The sequence below is a fragment of the Candidatus Binatia bacterium genome, from assembly GCA_023150935.1.
Classification (GTDB): domain Bacteria; phylum Desulfobacterota; class Binatia; order HRBIN30; family HRBIN30; genus JAKLJW01.
This window is the reverse complement of the sequence record JAKLJW010000002.1, coordinates 98,914-118,011: the sequence shown is the minus strand read 5'-3', so window position 1 is coordinate 118,011 and position 19,098 is coordinate 98,914. Positions and strand designations below refer to the sequence as shown.

The following is a 19,098-nucleotide window of genomic DNA, read 5'->3' as shown; positions in this document are numbered from 1 at the left end:
GAGATCGATGAAACTGCAGCCAGGGTTTGTCAGCGCGGTCCTGATCCTGTCGTCACTCGGCTTCGGATCGTCGGGCCACCGCACCGTTGCCTGGGCCGAAGAAGCCACCTGCGCCGGCGACTGCGACCGGAACGAGCAGGTGACCGTCGACGAACTCGTCACCGGGGTCAACATCGCGCTCGATACCATGTCGGTCGATCAGTGTCGCGCACTCGATCTGAGCGGTGACGACAAGGTGACGGTCGACGAACTGGTCGCCGGGGTGCGCACGGCAATGGCAGGGTGCGACGCGCCGCCCAATCGCGCGCCGCAGGCGAGCGCGGTCTCCTTCGGCGCCGACACCGCTACTCCCTATGTCGAGAAGCAACTGATCGGCTCCGATCCCGACAACGACGCCATTACCTACGAGTTGGTCGCGGACGAGGCGGGCGCCGGCTACAGCTTCGCGTACGTGAATCCTGAATCGGGCGTCCTTTACCTTACCCTGGTGCCGGGATTTCAGGGCTCGGTCGTGTTGCCGTACCGGGTCACCGACGGGCAGCTTTTCAGCGCCGCCGCCACCGCGACACTTACCGTGCAGGCGGCCATCCCGTCCCGCAGGGGCGGCCTCGACAACATCGATCCGGCAGAGTACGCCCGACACCCACGCGGTTTCTACAACGGAGGCGTTCTGGGCGCGCCCGGAAGCGGTCCGACCCTGCCCTCACAGGTCGATCTCAGCAGCGACTATCCCCTGCCGGGCAATCAGGGGAACCAGAACAGTTGCGTTGGCTGGGCGCTCGGCTACGCGATCAAGACTTACCAGGAGCGCGTCGAGCACGGCTGGTCGCTCGAACCCGCCGAGCGCCGCTTCAGCCCGGCCTACATCTACAACCAGCTCAATGGAGGACAGGATGGCGGCATCCCGTACATCGACGGCCTCAATCTCGTGGTCGATCAGGGCGTCGCTACGCTCGCCCGTATGCCCTACGACTCGAGCGATTTTCTGACCCAGCCGACCGCCGCATCGCGTCAAGAAGCGTCGCGGTTCAAGGCCAAGAGTTTCAGCGTCGCTAACGGCGTGCTGGAAGTGAAAAACGCGCTCGCGAATCGCCTGCCCGTATTCATGGTCATTCAGCTGCTCGACGACATCTACGCCCTGCACGGACCGGATTCCGTGTACAACACGTTCAACGGCGCCTGGCAGATCGGTCATGGGGTCGCCGCCGTCGGCTACGACGACAACCGTTACGGCGGTGCGTTCCGGATCATGAATTCATGGGGACAAAACTGGGGCGACGGCGGATATTTCTGGATCCCCTACTCAGCGACAAATCACGTCGTCGCCACAGCCTATGGGCCGACTCCGGTGCTTACCGGCGCAGTCGTCGTCGAGGACTTACCCACCCCGCAAGAGCCGGGGCCGGACCCGGTGGACCCGAAACCCACCGGGGACTTGCCAGACCTGCAGGTTACCAACTGGCTGGCGGATTTCGACGGCAGGCCGGGTGGTTCCGGAGCACTGCAGTACACTGTCACCAACACGGGCGTGGGGACCGCTCCGGCGGGCGCCTACATTGCGCTGCTTGTGTCGCGGAGCCCGACGTTTGCGGCGGGCAATACGTTGGTCGTGTACGAGCAGATCCCGTTCGATATGGCGCCGGGAACCACGGCGTATCGCGACGCACAGAACTCCATCGCATTCAACTTTCCGGACAACCTGGAGCCCGGCCGGTACTACATGGCGGTCTGGGCAGATGTTTGGGACGACATCGAGGAGTGGAACGAAAGGGACAACATCTCGCCCTCGGCGTCGCAAGTCGACATCGTCAATACGTTGCCCGACATGCAAATCGTCAGTTGGTACGCGACCTGGAACGAGTGGGGGATGGGCGCGCTCACCTATGAACTCGCCAACTACGGTGCCAGCACCGCCCCTGCGGGCTGGACCATCTCACTCGCATTGAGTCCGAACGACGTGATCGGCGACGGCGACGACACGCTACTGTTCTCGGAACCGGCCGGCTTCGCGGTCGACCCGGGCACGACTCTGTACCGCGACGAGTCGGCGGCGGCAGGCTTCCTCCTCTACTTCGACCAGTTCGGCAACCGGGTTCCGGACGGCGTGTACTACATCGCGATGTGGTTGGACCCTAACAATTGGCTGACCGAGTCGAACGAGATCAACAACGCGTCTCTGTCGTGGGGAACGATCGGCATTGATGGTGGCAACGGTATGAGCGCGGAATCGTCGGCAAGCGCGGCTACCGGCGCGACGGGTCCGGGCGCGGCTTACAACGGCAAGACGTTGCCCGCGCGGCAGGAGCTTCTGCGCCGGGTGCGCCTCGGCACCACACCCGAAGGGGGCCGTCGCATGGAGTTCCTCGATACGGGAGCGGCCGCCGGCGTCGGCCCGCGCGTCAAGGCCGCTGCCCCGCGCCGGTGGTCGAAGGTGGCGCGCGCCGCTCAGCAGATAATCTCCCCGGTGGCGGAGATGAAACCGATGCCCGGCGGCAAGTGAAGCACGCGGCGCGGACGATCGTCTGCCGCCCGAAGCGGTCCTAACCCGAGTCTGACCTCGCTGGACACGAAAGGCGACCGCGCAGCCGATCGCGCCGAGAGTCCCCCGGGAGGAGCCGGCTCGCCGGGCCCATGAACCCGTTTTGAGGGTTCATGGGCCCGGGCTCGCCGCCAGACACTCCGTGACCCGATCGGGTTCCTCTGCTTCGAAAATCGGGGCGGGGCGATGACCGGCGGTGAGTGGGGTGCGGAAACGCCCGACCAGGCGCAACGGCGGGCAGCCATCGGAATCGGTATCGGTATCGATTCGAGTCCCTCGATCCCGATTCCGATTCCGATCCCGATCCCGCAGAGGGGACCTTGCTTTCATCGTCTAGAGACGACCGCCGGGTCATGGGCACTCCTTACTGCACCTGCGTCCGGAAGGGCCTGTGTTCTGCGACCTCACGAACGCGGGTCCGTCGGAGAAAGGTCGACGTGCTCCCGGTGGTCATGGGTGGCCGATTCGGGTTATAGCCCGAGGGAGGAGGATGACGATGAAACTGCGGAAATCCCTTGTCGGTTTGGCGGCGGTTGTGGCGCTGGCGGGTTGCGCATCGCAGCCGCCGCACCCTGTGCTGTACCCCAACGCGTATTTCGACAAAGTGGGGCAGGTGCAGGCAAAAGCCGACATCGCCTACTGCGAAGCGTTAGCTAATCAGTACATCCAGACCAGACCGCAGGCGGAGACGGTCGGCAAGGACACGCTCGTCGGGGGTGCGGCCGGAGGCGCGATCGGTGCGATCGGCGGCGCGATCGCCGGCGACCCGGGCACCGGCGCCGCGATCGGTGCCGCGACCGGCGTGGCCGGCGGACTCCTCTACGGGCTGTTCGAGGCGAACGAGCCACCGCCGACATGGAGTGCATTCGTCGAGCGTTGCCTCGAAAAGAAAGGCTACGATCCGATCGGCTGGCAGTAAAGGCACATCGGCGAGCGGTCCGGGTATGCACGCGGCGGGCGGCATCGGCGCGGGGGGGCTGGCGTTTGCGGACGCCCATGAGGTAGCAAGGCGCAGGAGGTTAACCGGATGGAACTCAAGGAAGTGATCGGTCGTCGGCGTTCGATGCGGTTCCTGCGGCCGTACAAGCCGGTCGAGCGCGAGAAGATCCAGAAGATGCTCGAAGCGGCTCGCCTCGCCTCGTTCTGGGGCAATGTTCAGGCCCTGCGCGCGGTGGTGATCGAGCGCGCCACGGCGCCGCCCAAGGTGGTCGCCGCCCTGCCGGCCGGCACCGCCATCGGCGGCTTCCAGTTCCGCATGGCTCCGGTGGTTATCGTCTGGACACTCGACTGGTCGCTGCTTTCGGTTCAGGGTAATCGCCTGCACGAGTTGGTCGATGCTGGGGCCCTCGGCGTCGACCTCGAGAAAAGCCACAACTACCTCGACTCGACGCTCATTCCGTTCTTCAGCGCCGCGATGGATGGCATCAAGCAGGGCGGCATCACCGAGCTCGACTGCGGCCAGGGAATCGCACAGGCAACCCTGGTCGCCTACGAAGAGGGACTGGGAACCTGCCTGCTCGGCTGCCCGAACGATCGCAAACTGCGGCGCGCCCTCGGACTGCCCGACCATGTGAAGGTGCTCGTTCTTCAGACCGTCGGCTACCCGGCTGAAGATCCGGAGGGGGGCGGTCAGCGCCCGCGGTTGCCGTTCGAGGAGCGGTTCTCGCTGAACAGTTGGGACAATCCGTTTCCTCGCGACCCCGCAGTCGTAAAGGAGCTGGAGGCTGCCAGGATGCTCTGCCGGCCCGCACCGCTGCCGTATCGCCGCGAGGAACTCGGTTTCCTGCAGCACCAGTACGGTCTGGCGGAAGTGTTCGGCGACGAAGTCCCGAACATCATTCAGGAGATGATGACGCCGGATACCGAGAGCGGCGAGGCGAAGTAGTCCGGTCGCGGCACCCGTCGGGCACGGGGGCGCGTGCATCCATTTGGTTCGGTGGGCGGGAACTCGGTCGGCGCCAAACCGGAGGTCAACGGTGGGCTTTCTGGAATACGATCTTTCCGTCGGTGCCGAGGTACGCGAACTGCAGCAGGCGGCGCGCCGGTTCGCAATGGAGGTGATGCGGCCCGCGGGGCTGGCCATCGATCGTCTGCCAGCGGCCGCGGCGGCCGCTCCCGAATCGCCGCTGTTCTCGGTGCTGCGTCAGGCTTCCGCCCTCGGCTACACGCGGCTCGCCGGCCCGGAGGAACTCGGTGGCCTGAATCTGTCGCCGCTGACGAGCGCCATCGTGCTCGAAGAGCTGGCCTTCGGCAGCCTTGGACTCGCGGGCACGTTCTTCCTCTCCGGCACACACGCCAATGTCGCCCTGCTGACCGGACGACCGGAAGCCATCGAGGCCTTTGCGCTACCGTATTACCGTTCCAACGACGCTTCGATCCGCGGTTGCTGGGCGATCACCGAGCCGGATCACGGCTCGGACACACTCGGGGTCATGCGGCCCGAGCTGGTCGTGAAGTTACCCGGTCAGGTGGTGGCGCGCCGCGACGGCGACCAATGGATCTTGCGCGGCCAGAAGTCGGCGTGGGTTTCTAACGGCCCGATCGCGACCCACGCCATGCTGAACGTGCACCTCGAACCGGAGGCCGGGATGGACCGCGGCGGGATCTGCCTGCTGCCGCTCGATCTGCCCGGTGTCTCGCACGGCCCGGCACTCGAAAAGCATGGCCTGCGGTCGTTGCCGCAAGGGCCGCTGTATTTTGACGATGTGCGGGTGCCTCGCTGGAGTATGGTGATCGAGGCCGACGGGTACGCCGCCTACATGGAAAACCACCTCTCCGCTTTCAACGCCGGCGTCGGCATAATCACTACCGGGCTGGCGCGCGCCGCGTACGAAGCCGCGCTGGCGTATACGGGGGAGCGCGTCCAGGGCGGCCGACCAATCTTCGAACATCAGTCCGTGCGCGCGCGGCTGTTCCGGATGTTTCAGCTCGTGCAGGCGTCGCGAACGCTGGCGCGCAACGTCTGGGTCTATAACACAACCCAAATCGCTACCGGTGGCCGAGCCGCTCTCGAACACTCGATCGCCGCCAAGGTCTTCTGCACCCAGGCTGCCCACGAAGTGGCGACGCTGGCCGTACAGCTCCACGGCGGCAACGGCATGACCCGGGAGTACCCCGTGGAGATGTTCCTGCGCGACGCCACCGCACTGACCGTTGCCGATGGCGAAAACTCCTTCCTCGCGCAGATCGGCGCGTCGCTGCTCGCGGAGAGCCGCGGGGGACAATGACCGCAACGATCGAGGAGCGACTCGCGGCCATCGAGGACCGCAAAGCCATCCTCTTCCACATCGCCCCGCTCGCGGAAGGCTGGGCCCGGCGACCGTAAACTCGTATCGATACCGGTACGAACCGGAGAGAGGAGCGACCATGGCTGGCAACCGGAAATTCGCCGAGGAGGCCACGCGCCTGGCGATCGAGGCCGTCGAGAAGGGTTGGGGAGGGCCGTTTGGCGCGGTGATCGTCAAAGACGGCGAGATCGTCGGACGCGGGCAGAACCGCGTCCTGCTTACCGGTTGCCCGGTTTACCATGCCGAGATCACGGCGATCGTCGACGCCTGCGCCAGATTGAATCCGAAGGCACTGCTCGGCAGCGAGTACCACGCCGGAACCGTCCTGGAGACGGTGCCGCGTTCCCCGGGGTCGTCCGACCCGGTGCCGATGCGCGCCCGCATGCTCCAGGGTTGCGAGATCTACATCAACGGCGCCCCCTGCCCGATGTGCATGAGCGCGATCTACTGGTCGCGTATCGACCGGGTGTACTTCGGCGCCAGCCTCGAGCAGACCCGCGAGATCGGTTTCGACGACGCCTTCCAGTACGAAGACTTCGCCCAGCCGTGGGACAAGCGGCGGATCGAGATCGTTCCGGGGTTCGCGGCAGACGTCTGTCTGGAGGCTTACCGGGTCTGGATGAACAAGCCGGATCGCCATCCGTATTGATTGACGGCCGGGCCCTCAGGATGACTCGCTCCCGTAACCTGAGCGTGCCCCAAGTTCTGCCTTGCTGGACACGGAGGGTGACCACCCCGCCGTCCGCCCTGTTTTACGATTTCCGAGTTCGCGCGCAAGGTGCGAAGAAGTCAGAAGGGCACGTTTGCTCAGATCCTGGGTCGCAGGCACCCACCCTCGCTGAGAGGGCAGCGTCGGAACAACCCGACCACCCTGACCGGCCGCCGCCTTCTTGATCGGCTTGTCGAAGGGTTTCAGGGCCGTGTCAGGACCCGAACGGCATTCTCAGGCACGCTCACGGCGTAGTCCGGCTCGTGCTATCGGCGACAACTGCCACAGGTTTCGCAGCGCCGGGTAGGTCAGTGCGAACCACAAAGCCAGGGGGGCGACGACGAACGCCACCATGCCCGAAAATACGCCGATGGTATCCTTGACGAAATTCGGATGGCTCATGACCAGGGGATAGATCAACACAATGATGACGTGGATGGCAAAGAACAGCAGCGAACCGACGCCCGCAGCCACCAGCCCGCGGTGCCAGCCGAGGCCCGGTGTCGCCGCAACCAATGACAGAAACGGCATGAGCGCCATCGACAGGGCCGGCAACTGTAAGAGCATCGGCAGTTGCTCGTTGCCTCGCCGGTACACCACCGGGTCCGCGAGGCCCGGGCGGTCGAACTCCAGCCACCAGCCATTGACCAACGGACTCAACGCTTGCGCCGCGGTCAGCGCCGCGGTCCGATAGAGATCGCCAAGATCGACCAGCCACCAGAATACGACCAGGCAGGTAAAAGCGAGAAGGAAACGGACCGCAAATCGGCCCTTCATCGTCGCACCCACTCCACCCAGGTGATCGAGTAGAGCGTCACGAGCATTAGAAAGGCGCCTTGCCAGACGTACTCGTGGAAATAGACGAAGGCGTCGGGGTAGAACTCGACGAGCCGCACCAGGGTCGCGATGCGGACGACGTTGATCAGCGAGAGCACGCTCACGCCGATAACCATGCCGAGCAACTTCGCTTTCGCCGACGCGGGATAGGCGATCAGGAAGCTAACGAGGACGAAGAGGACGAATACCCCCGTGCACTCGTGATTGATATTTAGCGTCACGCCACCGGCGGAAATCAGGTTGCCCTGCGCGCGTACGGCATCACTGCCCACCAGGTGCGCCATCCAAGTGGCGGCCGCGGCTATGGCACGCTCCGCGACCTGCAAGTGGTTCTGTAGATTCGTCGCCACACTGACAACGCTGAAACCCACAAGGCTGAGGAAGAACACGAGCGCGAAACGCAACATCGGCGACGCCATCAGCGGCAAAAATAGTCGGGGGCCAGGACCGTGACAAGCGACAGTTCTTCCGCCACCCGCCGCGTCGCCGGCCACCCGACGTCCCCCAGAACCGGGGGGCCTCGGCTCTGCAGCGGATTTGTTCGGACATAACGCCACCTTTCTGTTGACGCGGAGGCCTCGGTTGCGCTAGGAGGGCAAACGGCGACATCCACGCAGACGTCCGGTCCCGCGTGGAGGCCCGACGGTCAGGAATGGGTCGGCGGGACCGGCGTCACGATGCCGGGGGGAGCCCTGGGAAGAGAGATGTATTGGGCCATGTCCAAATCGAAATCGGCAGGCATTCGGTGTGGCGCTGGACGCAAGGTGACCCGGCTTAGCCCGACCTTGCTCCCAACGCTGATTTCGCTGGCGCTCCTGATTTGCGCACCGTCCGGCGGTGCCGCTGAGCAGGCGCAAGCAATGTGTCAGAGTGATCTCGATTGCGACGACGCCCTGGAGTGCACCGATACGATTTGCCTGCCTGGCGACCCGGGCGCCGATGCGCGCGGGTGCGTCACCAGCACGGCCACGGACGGTAGCGTCTGCAGTAATGGGAACGTCTGTGACGGCCAGGAGGTATGTGTCGGTGGCGCCTGCGTGCGGGCAAACGCGACGGTATGCACGCTGCCGGGGGCCATCGTCTTTACCCTCGGGCCGCCGACCACCGGTACGCTGTCTTACGCGGGCGGTAGCGGCGCACTGGTCGGTACGAACGTCGAAACCGATGCCGTTACCGGCGTTGGCACGCCATCAAATGCCGGAGTGACCGGCACCTGCATCGGCTGCCGACTGAACTTCCAGACCGGTGGACTCACGGGAACCACCGTCGACGAATGGACCTTCGGTCCGGGCGGCATCGTCCGGGTGACCGGGGCGGTGGATTTCGACGGTGACAACGTGATCGGTCCGGGTGACATCGCGAGCACCTTGCTCATCGACGGGACCTTCAGAGGCCCGGCAATGCTTAAGCGCACGGGACCCATTAGCTACCAACTGACCGCCGACTTGATGGACGAGAAGAGGGCCCCGCTGCGCAACTTCTACGGTATGCCGACGCCAACGTTCAGCGGGCGCATCCAACTGACAATCTTCACGGCAGCACAGCCGCCGGCGGCCTTCACTGCCGCCGCGGTTCAAGATGGCTACCTGAGCAACGCCGTCCCAGGCTGTGAAAATACCATGCCGGCTCTTCCCGGTACCGCGTGCGACCTGGACGCAAACCTGTGTACGGCAGACCACTGTGACGGCCTCGGCACGTGTTTGGCCGGTGGCCTGACGACATGTGCGGACGACGGCAGCCTGTGCAATGGCCCTGAGACCTGCAACCCCCAGACCGGCACCTGCCAATCCGGACCGCCGACTCCGGCCACGACCCCGTGCGAAGCCGACAACAACTTCTGCACCATCGATCAGTGCGATGGCAGTGGCAACTGCGCCACAGCGTCGAACGTGGTCTGCTCCGACGACAGCAACCTGTGCAACGGCCCCGAGACCTGCAATCCGCTAACCGGCACCTGCCAGTCGGGTCCGCCGCCGGCCGCTACGACCCCGTGCGACAACGACAACAACCTCTGCACCGTCGACCAGTGCGACGGCAACGGCACCTGCGCTATCGCGTCGACGGTGGTCTGCTCCGACGATAGCAACCTGTGCAACGGCCCCGAGACCTGCAATCCGCTAACCGGCACCTGCCAATCTGGACCGCCGGCAGCAGCCACCACTTCGTGCGAGACCGACAACAACCTCTGTACCGTGGACCAGTGCAATGGCAGCGGCGCCTGCGCCACGGCTTCGACCGTGGTCTGCTCCGATGACGGCAACCTGTGCAACGGCAGCGAGGCGTGCAATCCGCTAACCGGCACCTGCCAATCTGGACCGCTGGCTCCTCCCGCGACGCCGTGCGAAGCCGACGGCAATCTCTGCACCGTGGACGTCTGCAATGGCGCCGGGGCCTGCGTACTCGATGCAAACGCGCCCCCCGGCTCCTCTTGCGACGACGGCATCTTCTGTAACGGGTTGGATACCTGCGACAGCTCGGGTCAGTGCAATCTGCACAGCGGCGACCCGTGTCCCGGCACCCAGTGCAACACCTGCCAGGAAGCGACGCGATCCTGCTTCGATCCGGCCGATACCCCGTGCGATCCGGGCATCGGCTTGCTAACCGGCGCCTGCGACGGCAGCGGAACATGTGTCGAAGTGAACTACCTGCGCGACTACGCAATTCTGCGCTGGCCCGTCGCCGGCCCACCCGACGTCACGACCTTCCTGCGCGGCCACGTCCAGGTCGGTGGTCACGTCTGCACGGACTACATCACCCTGCGAAAACTCGGCGTCATTGACGGCGACGCGGTGGTGCCGCGTCCCGCCCCCATTCAGGGCATGCGTTTTGGGTTCGACAGCCTGGTGACCGGCGGGATCTTCACCGGTGGCGCGACGATCCTTGGTAGCTCCAGGGTCACCTCCGGACGCGGCATCGACACAACCGGTACGGCAATCGAATTACAGCGCTGCCTCACCGCCATCGGCCAGGCCGAGGCACGATGGACGAGCCTCAACGCCCTACCAGTAACCACGGGCATGGCGCTGGGACTCGTCAGGGTCCCGGCGCGAAGCACACAGAGCATGAACGTCGGCCCGGGCGTCGTGGTTATCGAAACCGCCGACTTTAGCGTAAGGCCCTACGGCATCCTCAAGCTCGTTGGCACCCCCTCTACGCAACTCGTGGTCGTACGTGTGAAAGGCACCCGTGGGCTGCGCCTGGCGGGCCGATCCTCAATAACGCTCGAAGGTCTCACCCCGGAGCAGGTCGTGTTTATGGTAACGCATCGATCTTTTCTCGGACCCTTCTCCACTCTCAATGGCACTCTGTTCGCGAACGATCGCATCTTCGTTGCGGGTCACGGCACCGTCAATGGTCAGATTGTCGGGCCCAAACGCATCAATCTGAACCCGTATACGGTGGTCAACAGCCACCCGTTCGCGGGTTGGTAAGTCAAATCGCTCCGGGCATAGACGGGAGGCGACAGGTAACCGAACACAACGACGGGAGAGCCCGCAACGTTGTTCACTTCCGAAGCCGTCACCCGGGGCATCCGCATCCGGGTTCAATCGTCCTACGTACCCGAGCGCTCGCAGCCGGACCAGCGCCACTGGTTCTTCGTCTATCGCGTGCGCATATCGAACGAGGGTGCTGAAACGGCCCAACTGATCAGCCGACACTGGATCATAACCGACGCCGACGGTCATGCCCAGGAGGTGCGCGGACCCGGCGTCGTCGGCGAACAACCCGTTCTCGCGCCGGGCGAGTCGTTCGAATACACATCCGCCTGCCCGCTACCCACGCCGTTCGGCATCATGCAGGGCACTTACCGCATGGTCACGTCGAACGACGAACGATTCGACGCCGAGATTGCCCCGTTTACCCTCTCCGAGCCGACCACGATCAACTGAACGGATGTCGGTCGGGCCGACCGACCACCATCGACAGACCCGGGGGCTGGAAGAAGTCGCGCCTACGCCAGGGAGCGGAGCGCCGTCTCCATCTTCTCGCTGAACTCCGCCACGTGAGCCGGCTCGATAATGAGCGGCGGATACAACTTGACGATGTCCATCCGTTGACTGGAGGCAACGACGAGCACGCCGAGGCCGAACATCAGACCCAGGAACGCCATCCCCGTGGCCGCGTCGGCAAAGTCGAGAGCAAACATCATCCCGGCGCGCCGGACCCCGCGCAGCGGCGCTCCGTAACGGCTCTGCAGGGTACGGAGATCCGCTTCGATCCGATCTCCCAGTGCGGCCAGTCCAGGCAGCAGACGCTCCGTCTCCTCCAGTGCGGCAAGGGTCACCCGCGCCCCGACATTCGACCAGGCATACGAGGAAATCGTCCGATACGGAGACTCGGCAAAGAAATCGAGGCACTCGGGACGGGTGACCACCGCCGACATCGGGAACACCCCGCCGCTGAAGCCCTTACCCGTAACCAGCATGTCCGGTTCGACACCCCAGTACTCGCACCCCCAGAGCGTTCCGAGCCGCCCCATCCCACAGACAACTTCGTCGATAACCAGCTTCGCACCCCGCGCGTCGCACAGTCGCCGGACCTCGGCAAAGTAATCCGCCGGCGGCACCGCCATGTCGGCGTCCGTGCGCACCGCCTCCAACACTACCGCGGCCGTACGGTCGGAGATCTTCGCCGCCAGATCGGCAGCATCCCCGTAACGAATCTCGTGGAAGTCAGGCACCAGCGGCTCGGCAAAATCGCGCATCTCGCCGCGGGCCATCATCGACAGCGCAAAGCCGGTACAGCCGTGGTACGCGTGGTCGGCGTAAAGGATCTCGCTCCGTCGGGTCGAGCCGCGCGCCAGCTTGATGGCGAGATCGATCGCCTCTCCGCCGGTAACGACCGGATGCGTGGTCTCCAGTCGTCCCGGCGTACACCGCGCCAGCTTTTCCGCCAGCAACCCCTTTGCCTCGCTGAAGAAGAAGAGGCTGCCGAAATCGTCGCTCGCCAGACCTCTCTGGGCGGCTTGCACCACCGCCGGGTGCCGATGCCCGAGATTGAAAGTACCCCCCATGGACCACATGTCTAGGAAACGATGCCCCTGCGCGTCTTCGAAATAGACGCCCTCGGCCCGCCCCTCGACGAACAGAAAACCGAGGTTGGCGATGGCGTCGACCCGGGTGCGATTGAAGTAGCGGCCGAACCGTTCGATGAAAAGCTCGGGTGTGAGGGCTTGCGCGCGATCGGTCATGCCGTGCGTCATGGCGCAGACGACACCACCCGGTCAAGGGGACACCGGCGCCGTCCGGCCAGCATCTTTAACCGCGGTCCTGGCTGCCGACAACCCGCCGGTGCAACACCGAGTAGTAGCGGTAGTTACCCGGCATGTGGGAGCTGACGCCGCCAACAATCACGGTGGCCGTCAGCAACCACAGGCGCCACGCCCAACACACGGGGACGAGAGCCACCAGTAATACCTTCGCGATCGTTGCCAGACCGCGCACCTGGACCAGCCAGATCGGGTTGCGCACGACATCGATTGCCGCCAGCACAAGACCGGTCAACACCGTTCCCGCCAGCGCTCCGTGCAACCGCTCGGGAGCGACGTCGTACACGTGGCCGCCGTACAACGCCGCAAACGTCAGGAGATGCGCCGTCCGCAACCCGGTCCGCAGTGCCCGTATACCGTCCATCCCCCGCTCCCCTCCAGCGCAACGCGGCGCCCGACAGAATTGCCGACTCCCGCCCCTCGACTGCCGCTATCTTCCGGTCGGCTTCGACTGCACCGCCGGCGTCGCACGCTCCCAGTCGAAAAACTGGATCTCGTCGAACGGCGTCCAGTCGTCCCCAAACTCCATTACGGCGCGTAACCCGTCGGTATAGAAAGGCGTGCCATCGGCCATGCGCCGCGGCGCCGCGACCGAGCTCGGACCGACCCCCGTCACCCAGCCGAAGCGGCGCATCTGCTGCGTCCACAACAGATCCTGTACCAGGTACCCGCGAGCCTCGTCGACGTCCGGGTCGACCTCGTGGCCCAGAAACGATCCGAGACTATACGAAAGCCCGATGTCGCGACTGATCTGTCCGATCCAGACCGGATGCCCCCGAAACCGCAGCGGCGTCATCCATACGCGCAGATGGTTGCGTTCGCGCGCCGTCTCGCGGGTCTTCTCCATGGCGAGATCCTGGCGGCGTCCGAAAAGGTAAACCGAGCTGATCGGAGCGTGCAGGTAGGTCTCGTCGAAAAAGTAGGAATAGAACAACCGGAACGCTGACCGGCGATCCAGCACCTCGCTGACCTTCCACCCCGCCCGCAACAAACCGGCGAAGATCGCTCGCCGGTCGCCGAGCAGGACGAAATTCAGCGGGTCTTCAGTGCCGGTGCCGTCCTCCGTCGTCGCGCAGCAGGGCAGCGCTTCCAGAGCGGTGCGCAGCGCCGTCTCGTCAACATCACGTAACTGCGCGGCGTCATAGAGCCGGTCGATCTCGCCGGGACTCGCGTCGGGACGAAAACCCGGCACTTCGACGATGAACAGGAAGTGGCGGAAGCCGGCGCGACCGATCAGGTCGACGTTGACGACCTTCATGCCATGCTCGTGCCGCGTGAACAGAAACCCGGAGACGTGTCCATTGCCCGCCACGAAGGTTGGAACCTGAGCCCTGACGAAGTCCTCCCGCATGCGCGCGTTCGCCGACCCGCCGAACGGCAACTCGCAACGTCGTGCGGCCTCCCGCGGCGTGAAGTACCCAGGGTCGAGCGCTACCGGCGCAAACCAGTATTCGGCCTCCGTATCGTTAACGATATCCAACCACACCGGTTGAATGCGTGCTCCGGCCAGATCGACGCCGAAGACTCTTGCCGCTTCTTCGTCGCTGGGCACCGTCACGGTGACCCGCACGCCCGCCACCGTATCCGTGGCCCCGGCCCGCACAAGCTCGATCGGATCGACGGGTTCGGGACGGTAACGCGAACAACCGACGGCAAACAGCCCCAACGTCAGGCCCACCGCCAGGGCGCACCTCCCGGTCCCGACGCGGATGAAGCTACGCCTGTTACCCCGACCCGCCGGGACCCGTTTACGCGCTGTCCGAATCATGTCGCGACAACTGCCCCTCGTGCCGGCGCAACACCGGCAACGCCAGCAACGGCACCAGGCCGATGACCATTACCGTGATCATCAGCCGCCCGAGTCGGGAATAGTCCTCCTGCGTAACCGCAAAGAACTCGTTCAGATAACGCGTAAACAGCTCGCTCGCCGACAGGGCGAGATTCATCAATGACGCCATGATCGCGAACATGGTCGCCTCCGCCCCGGCCGGCGCCGTGCGCGCGATGAGCACCAGCATCGGCACCATCGTCAACTGCCCCAGCGGCGCCGAAATGGTCGTGTCGATCAACGCTAGAGTGCGCGCACTCACGCCAAGCCAGTCCTGCAAACCATAGAACAGACCGACGTTCGGCAGATAGAGAATCGCACTGGCTATTATCACCCACCCCAGCGTGAAACTTACCGGCCGCTCCGTGATCGCTTTGCGGAAGACCAGAAGACCGACAAGGCTGAGGACCGAGCTCACCTGCGCCAGCAGGCCGAGAAACGTCTGATCGAATCCGAGACCGTCGATCGCCCAGTAGCTGTAGCCCTGCCCGACTCCCGGCATCGCCCGAAACAGAAAAATCACCGCCGCGGCTACGATGACGTGCCGCGACACGCCGACTTCGCGGAATAGCAGTGTCAGCAGCGCCGCCGACACCAACAAGATCAACTCCTGCGAATACGGCACCTCGAAGAACTCGAGCCCCACGCCCAACGCCGCGTACCCCAACCCGGTGGCCATCACCAGCCACGCGCGTCCGTGCCCCAGCGGACCGTCTTCGGACACGGGATCGGGCCGGCGCCGCGGCTGCACGAACAGCGCGCCGACGACGACCAGTACCGGTAGCGCCATGGCCACCCCGAACACCGCACGCGGCCCGATGGCCGCGGCCAGCACGCCGCTGACGTATCCCACGCTGATGCTCCCGATCAACAGCGCCATCCGGCCCAGCGCCTGCACCTGCCCTAACTCCTCGTCCGTCTCCGCCACCTCCACGCTGAGCGCGTCGGCAATGACGTCCTGCACCATGAACCCAACCGCGATGCATACCATCGCAACGAGATATCCGCCGCGAGTCGTCACCCAGGCGGCCATCGCCGCGTATCCCACCAGTGACAGCAGCGCCCCCAAAATTAGATAAGGCTTGCGCCGGCTGCCGGCGATCGGCACACGATCCGAGGCCACGCCGACAACCATCTTCATGCTCCACGGCAGATTCGCCCAGAAGGCAACGCGCGCGACCTGCGCCGGAGTGAGTCCGATTACGTCCTTCTGGAAATACAGCAGCGCGACGCTGGCAATCGCACTGGCACCGTAAGCGAAGTACGTCGCCAGCACCGGCAAATAGGCCCACCGGAGCGTTCCCAGGACCTCGCGCACCGCGGCAATCACGCGCCGGTTATCGCCCGTCGACGCCGGGAAGGAAAGCCAGCCGAACTCGAATGCTCGCCAAGGCGCCGGCAATCTGCCAGAACGCTGTCCACATCCTCCCGCGGAGACCGACATGCACGCTACCGACATCTGCTTCGCCGATCTCACCGAGCTTGCCGCACTGATTCGCAACCGCAAGGTGTCGCCGGTCGAAGTTACCCGCGCCGCGCTCGAACGCATCGCCGCCCTCGACGGCCGCTTGCACGGCTTCATCACCGTGCTGGTTGAGCGCGCCCTGGGTGCTGCCCAACGCGCCGAAGACGAAATCGCCGCCGGGAACTACCGAGGCCCACTGCACGGCATACCGCTCGGCGTCAAAGACCTGTGCGCAACTCGCGGTGTCCGCACGACCTGTGCGTCGATCGTGCTCGCCAACAACGTACCCGATTACGACGCCACCGCGGTCGCACGCCTCGAAGCGGCCGGCGCGGTGATCCTCGGCAAGCTCAACCTCACCGAGTTCGCCCTTGCCGGGTATCATCCGGACCTGCCCATACCGTGCAACCCGTGGAACCTCGAACGTCATGCCGGCGGTTCGTCGAGCGGCTCGGGCGTTGCCGTTGCCGCCGGGTTTTGTGTTGGGGCCATCGGCACCGACACGGGCGGGTCGATCAGACTGCCGTCGTCCTGGAACGGCGTTGTCGGGCTGAAACCGACTTACGGGCGCGTCAGTCGGTTCGGCGTCTTTCCGCTCGGGATGTCGCTCGACCACATCGGTCCGATGACCCGCAGCGTAGCCGGCGCGGCCGCCATGCTCGAGGCGCTGGCGGGGTTCGACCCCCGGGATCCGACATCGCTGCGAGAGCCGGCGCCGCCATGCACAGTGGAACTGGAAGGCGGTGTCCGCGGCCTGCGTCTCGGTGTCGACGACGAGTACATCGCCTCGGGGTGCCAACCCGACACGGTGGAGGCGGTTATGCGCGTCGTGGAAGTCCTCCGCGCACAGGGCGCCCGGGTGGTTGCGGTCCGGCTACCACCGATCGACCCCGTGGTTTACGCATGGAGCCCCATCTGCGCTGCCGAAGCGCTGGTCGCCCACAGTGCCACGTATCCGCGGCGCGCGGGCGAGTACGGGACGATGTTTCGCACCTTCTTGGAGCTCGGGGCCAGGCTGACCGCCGCCGATTACGCCGCCGCGCACGTGCAACGCATCGAGTTCGCCGGCGCGTTTCAGGACGTATTCGAGCACGCCGATGTGCTCGTCTGTCCGGGGTCGTTCGGCGTGGCGCCGCCCGCCGATCTCGTCGACCCGGAGGCGCCGTTCTCGGATGAATTGGCGCCGTTCATGCGCTACTCGGCGCCGTTCAATTTCAGCCGCAACCCGACCCTCTCGGTACCCTGCGGTTTCACGGCGGACGGTCTGCCGTTCGGTGTCCAGTTCGTCGGCCGTCACCTTGACGAGCCGACGCTCTGCCGGGTCGGCCACGCCTACCAACGAGAGACGGATTGGCATACGCGCCGTCCGCCGCTGCCGGGGTAGAATCGGCGCGAATGGGGGCGCGGTCCGCGCAGCTTTACATAACTTTACCTGCGCGACACACGCCGGTTACGCGGCAGGCCTACCGTTCGTTCCGTGAGCGGCATGGTGCCGCTCGCCAAACCGTCGCAGGAACGAAAGGAGATTCTCATGGGTCAGACGCAGAATGCCGCAACGGCAACGGGCGCCCCGCGGAACCGCTGGCGCCGCATCTTTCTGGGCTCGATGCTCGGCAGCATCGCTCTCGGCTTCATCGCCCGCATGGCCGTCGGCTGGGCCGGTGGAGACGGTCCGCACGGACGCTGGCGCCATCGCGACCCCGCCGAGATGCGTGAGCACATGGAAGAACGTCTGCGGCGCCTGCTGAACAGAATCGACGCCACCGAGGAGCAGGAGACGCGCATCCTGGCCATCGGCAAGCAGGCGTTCGACGAAATCGAGCCGTATCGAGAACAACGCTACACGGCACGCAAACGTGCGCGGGAAATCCTGACGCAGCCCTCCATCGACCGCAACGCAATCGAGAGCCTGCGTGCGGCACAGGTGCAGAACTTCGAGGCGGTGTCGAAGCGGTTCGCGCAGGCGCTTACCGACATCGCCGAGGTGCTCACTCCCGAGCAACGCACCGCGCTGGCCGACCATCTCGCGAAGCGTCACGGACGGCATCGCGGGCCGTTCTGATCGACGACTTCCGCGGATGCGCGTGCGGCGCGAAGAAATCTTCAGGCCATGGCGCGGCTGTGCCCCGCCGTTCGTCCCGAGTAGCAGCCGTCTTCTCAGGCGGCGTATCGAGGGACAGGCTCGGCACGGGCGCGCCCCTCGATACGGAGCCCGGGGGAAGGGCTCCTACTCGGGGCGAACGGACTGGTTGTTCGCTTTGGGTTGCGGGCGGCAGCCCGCTCTGAGGCTGGGGGGATATTGGCTGCCGGGGCAGGTCGTCGGAGGTAGCGGATTGCAGCGCTCCGCGGTTAGGCTGCCGGGCGGTTCGCTGTTAGGCTGTTGGAGGGAATCGCGAACGCCGAACGACAGTAAACGCACCACTAACTCCGGCCCCGGAACCCCGGATCGCGAACCACTGCTGACGTCGATGCCCGACCGCATCCTGATGATCGATGACGACGCGCGGCTCGGTGCCATGGTTGCCGAGTACCTCGGTGCGGCCGGGCTCCGCGTCACGTTGGCCACGGACGCCGGCAGCGGCCTGAAGCACGTGGCGCGCGAGCCCGTCGATGCCGTGATCCTCGATGTCATGCTGCCCGACCTCGACGGCTTCGAAACCCTCAAGCGCTTGCGCGGCATCAGCACCGTGCCGGTGCTCATGCTCACCGCCCGCGGTGACGCCACCGACCGAATCGTGGGCCTCGAACTCGGGGCCGACGACTATCTCCCCAAACCCTTCGAGCCGCGGGAGTTGCTGGCCCGGCTGCGCGCCATCCTGCGGCGGCGCATGCCTGCGGGAGATGCCCGCGACCTCCTGCATTTCGGACGGCTCGAGATCGACCGTGGCGCCCGCGTGATTCGGGTCGACGGCGCGGAACGAACGCTGACCGGATACCAGTTCGCGCTCCTCCTCGCCCTTGCCGAGCACGCCGGGCGCGTCCTGACGCGCGAGCAGCTTATGGATCTCGTCAAGGGCGAAGCGCTGGAAGCCTTCGACCGGTCGATCGACGTGCACGTCTCCCGCATCCGCGCCGCCATCGAAGACGACCCCAGGAAGCCGCGGCACCTGCTGACGGTTCGCGGCGCCGGTTACGTGTTCGCACGCCACCCGCACGACTGAGCC

Annotated in this window: 16 protein-coding genes; 10 read left to right on the top strand and 6 right to left on the bottom strand. The window is 65.4% G+C overall.

Annotated elements, in window-relative coordinates; genetic code table 11:
* Positions 1 to 7 precede the first annotated feature (7 nt).
* The 5 genes from L6Q96_02725 (at position 8) to L6Q96_02705 (ending at position 6,475) form a co-directional block, all read left to right on the top strand.
* Complete coding sequence (locus L6Q96_02725; GenBank protein MCK6553491.1) at positions 8 to 2,500, top strand: Ig-like domain-containing protein; 2,493 nt, start codon at positions 8 to 10, stop codon at positions 2,498 to 2,500.
* Between the two features lie 535 nt (positions 2,501 to 3,035).
* Positions 3,036 to 3,458: a cell envelope biogenesis protein OmpA gene (locus L6Q96_02720; protein MCK6553490.1), complete on the top strand. Its 423-nt coding sequence runs from the start codon at positions 3,036 to 3,038 to the stop codon at positions 3,456 to 3,458.
* A gap of 108 nt (positions 3,459 to 3,566) precedes the next feature.
* Positions 3,567 to 4,424, top strand: a complete 858-nt coding sequence (locus L6Q96_02715; protein ID MCK6553489.1) for a nitroreductase family protein — start codon at positions 3,567 to 3,569, stop codon at positions 4,422 to 4,424.
* Between the two features lie 91 nt (positions 4,425 to 4,515).
* A complete protein-coding gene (locus L6Q96_02710) occupies positions 4,516 to 5,766 on the top strand; it encodes an acyl-CoA/acyl-ACP dehydrogenase (GenBank protein ID MCK6553488.1) in 1,251 nt (416 codons plus the stop codon).
* 139 nt (positions 5,767 to 5,905) lie between these two features.
* Entirely contained in the window at positions 5,906 to 6,475 is a 570-nt protein-coding gene (locus L6Q96_02705) for a nucleoside deaminase (GenBank protein ID MCK6553487.1), read from the top strand.
* A gap of 294 nt (positions 6,476 to 6,769) precedes the next feature.
* Here L6Q96_02705 and L6Q96_02700 read toward each other — a convergent pair whose 3' ends face one another.
* Both L6Q96_02700 and L6Q96_02695 read right to left on the bottom strand, forming a co-directional pair.
* Entirely contained in the window at positions 6,770 to 7,312 is a 543-nt protein-coding gene (locus tag L6Q96_02700; protein MCK6553486.1) for a hypothetical protein, read from the bottom strand.
* The gene (locus L6Q96_02695) at positions 7,309 to 7,779 is read right to left on the bottom strand and encodes an archaeosortase/exosortase family protein (protein ID MCK6553485.1); all 471 of its coding nucleotides are present in this window, start codon (positions 7,777 to 7,779) and stop codon (positions 7,309 to 7,311) included. Before L6Q96_02695 ends, L6Q96_02700 begins: the two co-directional genes overlap by 4 nt.
* Positions 7,780 to 8,232: 453 nt before the next feature.
* On the opposite strand from L6Q96_02695, the gene L6Q96_02690 reads away from it, so the two are divergent.
* Both L6Q96_02690 and apaG read left to right on the top strand, forming a co-directional pair.
* On the top strand, positions 8,233 to 10,803 hold the full coding sequence (locus tag L6Q96_02690; protein ID MCK6553484.1) for a hypothetical protein: 2,571 nt from the start codon (positions 8,233 to 8,235) through the stop codon (positions 10,801 to 10,803).
* Between the two features lie 69 nt (positions 10,804 to 10,872).
* Positions 10,873 to 11,262: a Co2+/Mg2+ efflux protein ApaG gene (gene apaG, locus L6Q96_02685; protein ID MCK6553483.1), complete on the top strand. Its 390-nt coding sequence runs from the start codon at positions 10,873 to 10,875 to the stop codon at positions 11,260 to 11,262.
* A gap of 62 nt (positions 11,263 to 11,324) precedes the next feature.
* On the opposite strand, the gene L6Q96_02680 is transcribed toward apaG, so the two are convergent.
* From L6Q96_02680 to L6Q96_02665, 4 genes are all read right to left on the bottom strand, one after another.
* On the bottom strand, positions 11,325 to 12,563 hold the full coding sequence (locus L6Q96_02680; protein ID MCK6553482.1) for an aspartate aminotransferase family protein: 1,239 nt from the start codon (positions 12,561 to 12,563) through the stop codon (positions 11,325 to 11,327).
* A 67-nt stretch (positions 12,564 to 12,630) separates the two neighbouring features.
* Entirely contained in the window at positions 12,631 to 13,005 is a 375-nt protein-coding gene (locus tag L6Q96_02675) for a hypothetical protein (GenBank protein MCK6553481.1), read from the bottom strand.
* A gap of 66 nt (positions 13,006 to 13,071) precedes the next feature.
* Positions 13,072 to 14,319, bottom strand: a complete 1,248-nt coding sequence (locus tag L6Q96_02670; protein ID MCK6553480.1) for an LssY C-terminal domain-containing protein — start codon at positions 14,317 to 14,319, stop codon at positions 13,072 to 13,074.
* 70 nt (positions 14,320 to 14,389) lie between these two features.
* The gene (locus L6Q96_02665; GenBank protein MCK6553479.1) at positions 14,390 to 15,799 is read right to left on the bottom strand and encodes an MFS transporter; all 1,410 of its coding nucleotides are present in this window, start codon (positions 15,797 to 15,799) and stop codon (positions 14,390 to 14,392) included.
* A 112-nt stretch (positions 15,800 to 15,911) separates the two neighbouring features.
* Here L6Q96_02665 and L6Q96_02660 point away from each other — a divergent pair, with 112 nt between their 5' ends.
* The 3 genes from L6Q96_02660 to L6Q96_02650 all read left to right on the top strand — a co-directional run bounded on the left by L6Q96_02660 (position 15,912) and on the right by L6Q96_02650 (position 19,095).
* The gene (locus tag L6Q96_02660) at positions 15,912 to 17,318 is read left to right on the top strand and encodes an amidase (GenBank protein ID MCK6553478.1); all 1,407 of its coding nucleotides are present in this window, start codon (positions 15,912 to 15,914) and stop codon (positions 17,316 to 17,318) included.
* Positions 17,319 to 17,465: 147 nt separating this feature from the next.
* Positions 17,466 to 17,996, top strand: coding sequence for a Spy/CpxP family protein refolding chaperone (locus tag L6Q96_02655; protein ID MCK6553477.1), 531 nt, complete (start codon positions 17,466 to 17,468; stop codon positions 17,994 to 17,996).
* 406 nt (positions 17,997 to 18,402) lie between these two features.
* On the top strand, positions 18,403 to 19,095 hold the full coding sequence (locus L6Q96_02650) for a response regulator transcription factor (GenBank protein ID MCK6553476.1): 693 nt from the start codon (positions 18,403 to 18,405) through the stop codon (positions 19,093 to 19,095).
* Positions 19,096 to 19,098: the final 3 nt, after the last annotated feature.

Excerpts from the sequence above, each read along its gene's own strand:
- L6Q96_02715 (MCK6553489.1), top strand. The coding sequence starts at position 3,567 with ATGGAACTCAAGGAAGTGATCGGTCGTCGGCGTTCGATGCGGTTCCTG.
- L6Q96_02720 (MCK6553490.1), top strand. The coding sequence starts at position 3,036 with ATGAAACTGCGGAAATCCCTTGTCGGTTTGGCGGCGGTTGTGGCGCTG.
- L6Q96_02700 (MCK6553486.1), bottom strand. The coding sequence starts at position 7,312 with ATGAAGGGCCGATTTGCGGTCCGTTTCCTTCTCGCTTTTACCTGCCTG.
- L6Q96_02655 (MCK6553477.1), top strand. The coding sequence starts at position 17,466 with ATGGGTCAGACGCAGAATGCCGCAACGGCAACGGGCGCCCCGCGGAAC.
- L6Q96_02680 (MCK6553482.1), bottom strand. The coding sequence starts at position 12,563 with ATGACCGATCGCGCGCAAGCCCTCACACCCGAGCTTTTCATCGAACGG.
- L6Q96_02690 (MCK6553484.1), top strand. The coding sequence starts at position 8,233 with ATGTGTCAGAGTGATCTCGATTGCGACGACGCCCTGGAGTGCACCGAT.
- L6Q96_02705 (MCK6553487.1), top strand. The coding sequence starts at position 5,906 with ATGGCTGGCAACCGGAAATTCGCCGAGGAGGCCACGCGCCTGGCGATC.
- L6Q96_02650 (MCK6553476.1), top strand. The coding sequence starts at position 18,403 with ATGCCCGACCGCATCCTGATGATCGATGACGACGCGCGGCTCGGTGCC.
- L6Q96_02660 (MCK6553478.1), top strand. The coding sequence starts at position 15,912 with ATGCACGCTACCGACATCTGCTTCGCCGATCTCACCGAGCTTGCCGCA.
- L6Q96_02725 (MCK6553491.1), top strand. The coding sequence starts at position 8 with ATGAAACTGCAGCCAGGGTTTGTCAGCGCGGTCCTGATCCTGTCGTCA.
- L6Q96_02695 (MCK6553485.1), bottom strand. The coding sequence starts at position 7,779 with ATGTTGCGTTTCGCGCTCGTGTTCTTCCTCAGCCTTGTGGGTTTCAGC.
- L6Q96_02675 (MCK6553481.1), bottom strand. The coding sequence starts at position 13,005 with ATGGACGGTATACGGGCACTGCGGACCGGGTTGCGGACGGCGCATCTC.